This is a genomic window from Parasediminibacterium sp. HNIBRBA5674, from assembly GCF_056745525.1.
This window is the reverse complement of the sequence record NZ_JBQWIE010000072.1, coordinates 1-6,015: the sequence shown is the minus strand read 5'-3', so window position 1 is coordinate 6,015 and position 6,015 is coordinate 1. Positions and strand designations below refer to the sequence as shown.

The window sequence follows — 6,015 nt, the reverse complement described above, 5'->3', positions numbered from 1 at the left end:
CATTTGCGAACCCACAGGACACATTAAAACCTTGGGTTTATTGGTATTGGGTAAGTGATAATATTTCTAAAGAGGGCATTACTAAAGACTTAGAGGCTATGGCTTCAGTAGGTATCGGCCAAGCATTAATTGGCAATATTGGGTTAGCAGAAGTACCTTCTGGAAAGGTAAATATTTTAAGTGAAGAGTGGTGGCAACTAACCGAGTTTGCCATTACAGAAGGTAAAAGATTGGGGGTAAATATTGGCTTATTTAACTGCCCCGGTTGGAGTCAATCTGGTGGCCCGTGGGTTAAAACATCAGAGGCTATGCGTTACCTAATCAACAGCGAAATAACGGTTGAAGGTGGCAGGCATATTTCTCAAAAGCTAACAGCAGCCCACGATACATTTCAAGATGTAGCAGTTTTGGCATTTCCTGTTCCTGAAAATGACCAAGTATCAATTGCAGATTTCCATCCAACTATTACAACTTCTGTTACCACCGATAAACTAGAAAATTTATTAGATGGTAACACAAAAACGGTGGCTAACTTATTTACCGCAGCGGGCAATCAACCTTACAACATTGACTTGCATGTGGCACAATCTTTTACTGCAAGAAGCATTGTTATTTATCCTGCACAAATACCTATGTCAGCCGATTTTGTGGTACAAGTAAAAGATGGTGATACTTATAAAACCATCGGCACTTTTAATTTCGAAAGAACCAATCCATCAATTAGTACAGGGGTCATTCCTTACGCACCAGTAGCCATAGGCTTGCCAGAAACTACTGCCACCGATTTTAGAATAGTTATTAAAAATGTAGCTAATAGACAAGGCAAAAAAATTAATGCATCTTTTGCTGACATTACATTATCGGCTTCCGCTAAATTAGAGCGTTATGCCGAGAAACAATTGGCCAAAATGTATCCTACACCATTGCCTTTATGGAAGGAATATCAATGGACAAACCAAGCAGAAATAGCTGATAAATTAAAGCATTTGCAAGCCAAGCAAATACTAAATATTTCTCAATATTTATCTGCTGATGGCACGTTAAATTGGGATGTACCAGCAGGAAAATGGGTGATTATGCGTATGGGCGTAACGCCTACAGGCACCATGAACGCACCTTCTGCACCTTATGCCAGAGGCTTAGAAGTGGATAAGATGAACAAGCAACATTTATCTAATCATTTTGATGCGTTTGTAGGTAAATTATTGCAACGCATGAAGCCAGAAGATAGAACCGCTTGGAACTATGTAATTATGGACAGTTACGAGCAAGGATCAGAAAACTGGACGGAAGGTTTTGCCAAAGAATTTCAAGAAAAATATGGTTACGATCCTGTAAAATGGTTACCAACTTTATCTGGCAGAATTGTAAATAGTGCAGATGAAAGCAATCGTTTTTTATGGGATATGAGAAGGCTGATTGCTGATAAAGTAGCTTACGATTATGTTGGCGGCCTACGAGATTTAAGTAATAAAAATGGCTTGCGTGTGTGGCTTGAAAACTATGGCCACTGGGGTTTCCCTTCGGAATTTTTAATGTACGGTGGCCAAAGTAATGAAATTGCTGGTGAGTTTTGGAATGAAGGTGAACTAGGAAATATTGAGTGTAGAGCCGCTTCATCGGCAGCACATATTTATGGTAAAAATCAGGTATTTGCAGAGAGCTTTACATCCGGTGGCAAAGCTTATCAACGTTATCCTGCATTGCTAAAAAAACGTGGCGATTGGTCTTTTACAGAAGGTATTAACCATGTGTTGTTGCATTTGTATATCCAGCAACCTTATGAAGATAAAACCCCTGGTATCAATGCACCATTTGGTACAGAGTTCAACAGAAAAAATACTTGGTTCGAGCAATCTAAAAATTGGATTGACTATGAACGTCGTTGTATGTTTATGTTGCAGCGTGGCAATGTGGTAAACGATGTTGCTTATTTTATAGGCGAAGACGCACCTAAAATGACTGGTATTAGAAATCCAGAAATACCAAAAGGTTACTCTTACGATTACATTAATGCAGAAGTTTTAAAAGATAGGGTAAGTGTAAAAGATGGCAAATTGGTGTTGCCAGATGGTATGAGTTATAGCGTATTGGTACTACCACAAATAGAAACCATGCGACCAGAATTGCTTAAAAAAATTAGTGATTTAGTGGCTGCTGGTGCTACTATTTTAGGTCCTGCACCTAAGCGCTCACCAAGTTTAAAAAACTATCCTGAAAGTGATGTAGCGCTTACAAAGATGGCATCGGCTTTATGGGGCAATGCAGATGGTGTTACAAATACATCTCATGCTTTTGGCAAAGGAATGGTGTATGCTGGTGTAAGTTTAGAAACCGTTTTTGCCAAAATGAATTTGGTGGCTGATGCTGGCATTCCAGCTACAACGCCTGTTTTATACATTCATAGAAAAGAGCTTGATAACGATATTTATTTTATTACCAACCAAAGCGATAGTGTAGTAAGTACTACATTTACTTTTAGGGTAAATGGTAAGCAACCAGAATTGTTTGATGCGACCAATGGCACACATAGAACACTTACACAGTTTACACAACAAACCAGCCAAATAGCTGTGCCTATTACGTTACAGCCAACACAGAGTTATTTTGTTGTGTTTAGAAACAAGGTAAATACTGATGGTAAGGGAATTAATTTTCCAGCTATACAAACTGTTGAAACGATCACTAGCCCTTGGCAAGTAGCGTTTGATAGTAAGATGCGTGGGCCACAAAGTCCTGCTACGTTTACAACCCTTACAGATTGGAGTAAAAGCAGCGATGACGCCCTTAAATATTATTCAGGTAAAGCCACTTATACCACCACTATCAATATCAGCAATAAACCCTCAACCGAAAAATTGTTACTTGATTTAGGAACGGTAAAAAATATGGCTACTGTAAAAATAAATGGCCAGTTTGTTGGGGCAGTATGGGCACCGCCTTACAGTGTAGATATTACTAACGCAGTTAAAAAAGGCAGTAACCAAGTAGAAATTGAAGTAGTAAACCTTTGGGTAAATCGTTTAATTGGCGATGCAAAATTGCCAGTGGCCGAACGTAAAACTTGGATGCCAATTAACCCTATCAAACCAACTGATGCCTTAGAGCCATCTGGTTTATTAGGCCCAGTTTTATTGCAAAAAGTTACTTATTAAAGGTTGCCTCTAAGGTTTAGTTTAATACAAACAATATCAAACAAATGCGTACATATTTTTTCATTTTTTTAGTAATAATAATAAGTGTTGCAACTACTAAAGGCCAATTGCCACCAGTGTTTGGGGCTAACTATGCCAATAAGTTTTCTAGCGATCATAGAGTTAGAAAATACTTGGTGCCTCAACGAATTGTATGGCAAAGTAGTACCGATGAAAAGCAGATTAAGGGTACAGCTAATTTATTAAAATTATCAACTGGACAAGCAGAATTGCCTAAAAGAAACTTGTGCATTTTAAAAAGTGATGCTACTAGTAAACCTGCGATTGTTTTAGATTTTGGTAAAGAATTACATGGTGGCTTACAGCTTATTACTTCTATAACGCCAAAGAAAAATCCAATAAAAATTAGGGTTCGTTTTGGTGAATCGGTAAGTGAAGTAATGAGTGATATTGATACCATAAAAGGGGCAACCAACGATCACGCCATGCGAGATTTTATTACAGAATTACCTTGGTTAGGATCAGCTGAAATTGGTAATACAGGCTTTCGTTTTGTACGAATAGATTTGGTAGAAGCCAATACAGAGTTGCATTTAAAAGAAGTAAATGCTATATTTAGTTATCGTGATATTCCTTACAAAGGCTCGTTTAAATGTAGCGATGCACAATTAAACGAAATTTGGTTAACAGGTGCTTACACAGTACACCTAAACATGCAAGAATATTTGTGGGATGGCATAAAAAGAGACCGCCTTGTTTGGGTAGGCGATATGCACCCAGAAGTAATGACCATCAACTCAGTTTTTGGTTATAACGATGTAGTGCCACGAAGCCTAGATGCTGCGAAAGACCAAGCACCTTTGCCAGATTGGATGAATGGATTGAGTGCTTATAGTATGTGGTGGATTATCATTCATAAAGAGTGGTACAAGTATCAAGGTGACTTGCCTTATTTGCAAAAGCAAAAAGCGTATTTACAAAAACTACTAACTATTTTAACGACTAAAATTAATGCTGACGGTAGTGAAAACCTAGATGGAGGCCGCTTCTTAGACTGGCCTTCTAGTGAAAACAAGCCTGCAGTTCATGCAGGGTTGCAATCGTTGATGTTATTGACTTTTGAGGCTGGTGCAGAATTATGTACCATTTTAAAAGACGATGCCACTGCACAAAAATGCAAAGCTGCAATGTTGTTATTAAAAAAGCATGTACCTGCTACCAATAACTCAAAACAAGCTGCTGCATTAATGGGTTTATCTGGTTTGTTACCAATAGATAAAGCCAATAATTTATTGTCCGTTGGTGGTGTAAAAGATTTCTCAACTTTTTATGGTTATTATATGCTGCAAGCAAAAGCTAAGGCTGGCGATTACGAAGGAGCTATGCAAAATATTAAAACGTTTTGGGGTGCTATGTTGGGCTTAGGTGCTACCACTTTTTGGGAGGATTTCAATATGGATTGGCTTCAAAATGCAGGAAGGATAGATGAATTATTGCCAGCAAATAAAAAAGATATTCATGGCGATTGTGGGGCCTATTGTTACAAAGGATTTAGACACAGTTTATGCCATGGTTGGGCATCTGGACCTACTAGTTGGTTAACTGAACACGTACTAGGTGTTTCTATTGTAGAACCTGGCTGTAAAACAATAAAAGTAGTGCCACATTTAGGTAGCTTACAATTTGCAGAAGGTACATTTCCAACACCATTTGGTATCGTATCAATAAGTCATAAAAAATTAGTAACAGGAAAAATAGAGACTAAGGTTTCTGCACCTAAGGGCGTGAAAGTAATTTATCAATAAAGTTGTTGTGGTTTGAATTTTGATTATTAGGGTCTCTTTACAAAGAGGCCCTTTTTGTTAAATAAAATGGCACTTCAATATGCTGCTTAGAATTTTCATGTACAAGCCTTGCCGCAATCTCGCCCATTTGAAAAAAATCTGTTGATATAGTAGTAATACCATTAAGTAATATCTTTTTTAATGGCGTTTCATTGTAAGAAATAACCCCTAATTCTTCGCCAATTATAAGATTAGATTGGAGTGTTTTTTCCAGAAGTACCACCAAATCATCTTCCATTAAACAGATATATGCACAAGCCTTACATACATTTTCATCTTTTATGCTTTCAACTATTTCATGATTAAAGGCATAATCTTGGCAAAACTTTTTTACCCCAGTAATTATTTCGCTAGGGTAATAACTGTTTCTAGGAAATATAACTTTTATGGTTTCGTATTTAGCTAACTCTTTTCTGGCATCCTCTAGTGCATGATAGATGTTATGTTCAAAATTCTCATATACGGCCGAGTATTCACCATTCACACCATCAATTTTCTTATCAAGCAGTATTAGTTTCTCTTTAGGAATCATATTGATGATTTCGTGTGCTTTTTCGCCACCTTCTATAAAGTGAGGTATTATTATAAAATGCGTATAGTCATTTAATTTTGAGATTATCAACTCTTTAAACAAGCTAAAGTCATTATTAAAAATATAAAAATCAACAGTAAACCGCTCACTTAAAGCGCCAATAAAGGCATCGTATATTATTTTTTTGTGGGCACTGAGTTTATTGAAAAGTAAAAATATTTTTTTAGGCTTACCAAAATCGGTGTTCTTAATAAAATAGCCTTTGCCAGCAACTGAGTCTATAACCGACAAGTTTTTTAAATGTCTATAGCCTCTTTCGGCAGTATCTCTTGATATATCTAATTCAAAACTAAGTTCGTTTATTGATGGTAAAACATCACTTAAGCTAATTTTATTTTCACCAATAGCTTTTAGTATTGAATTAGCAATTTGTAAGTATTTAGGCGTAACGGCAAAATTATCAATATTGATGTGGTCAATTATT

The 6,015-nt window shown here is 36.8% G+C and carries 3 protein-coding genes; 2 read left to right on the top strand and 1 reads right to left on the bottom strand.

Annotation, left to right across the window (positions count from 1 at the left end; genetic code table 11):
* Both ACT9TX_RS18150 and ACT9TX_RS18145 read left to right on the top strand, forming a co-directional pair.
* On the top strand, positions 1–3,155 hold a 3,155-nt coding region (locus ACT9TX_RS18150), incomplete at its 5' end, for a glycosyl hydrolase (RefSeq protein WP_481340486.1).
* A gap of 44 nt (positions 3,156–3,199) precedes the next feature.
* On the top strand, positions 3,200–4,960 hold the full coding sequence (locus ACT9TX_RS18145; protein ID WP_481340484.1) for an alpha-L-rhamnosidase-related protein: 1,761 nt from the start codon (positions 3,200–3,202) through the stop codon (positions 4,958–4,960).
* A 37-nt stretch (positions 4,961–4,997) separates the two neighbouring features.
* Here ACT9TX_RS18145 and ACT9TX_RS18140 read toward each other — a convergent pair.
* Positions 4,998–6,015 (bottom strand): substrate-binding domain-containing protein (locus ACT9TX_RS18140; protein WP_481340482.1); only part of this gene is annotated, 1,018 nt, incomplete at its 5' end.